The 228-nt window shown below is 72.8% G+C and carries 1 pseudogene; it reads right to left on the bottom strand.

The features are described 5' to 3' along the window. A pseudogene (locus HO151_RS01920) lies at positions 1 to 228 on the bottom strand (hypothetical protein); the annotation flags it as partial.

Genomic DNA, 228 nt, shown 5'->3' with positions numbered 1-228 from the left:
CGGGCTCCCACTCGGCGCCCGGCGTGGTCGTCGCGAGCCAGACGAGCTGTTCGGCACCCGTCTCGGGGCCGCTGAGCAGGAGGTGGCGCAGCGGCGTCTGGTAGACGAACCGCATGAGGCTCGTGCTCTCGGCGGCGAAGCCCGTCGCGATGGTTCCCGGGTGGAAGGCGACGGCCGAGAGGCCCTGCTCGCCGTAGCGGCGCTGCAGCTCCCGCGTGAAGAGGACGT

It is taken from the genome of Streptomyces sp. 8P21H-1 (assembly GCF_013302945.1).
This window is presented reverse-complemented; position numbering and strand designations above follow the sequence as displayed.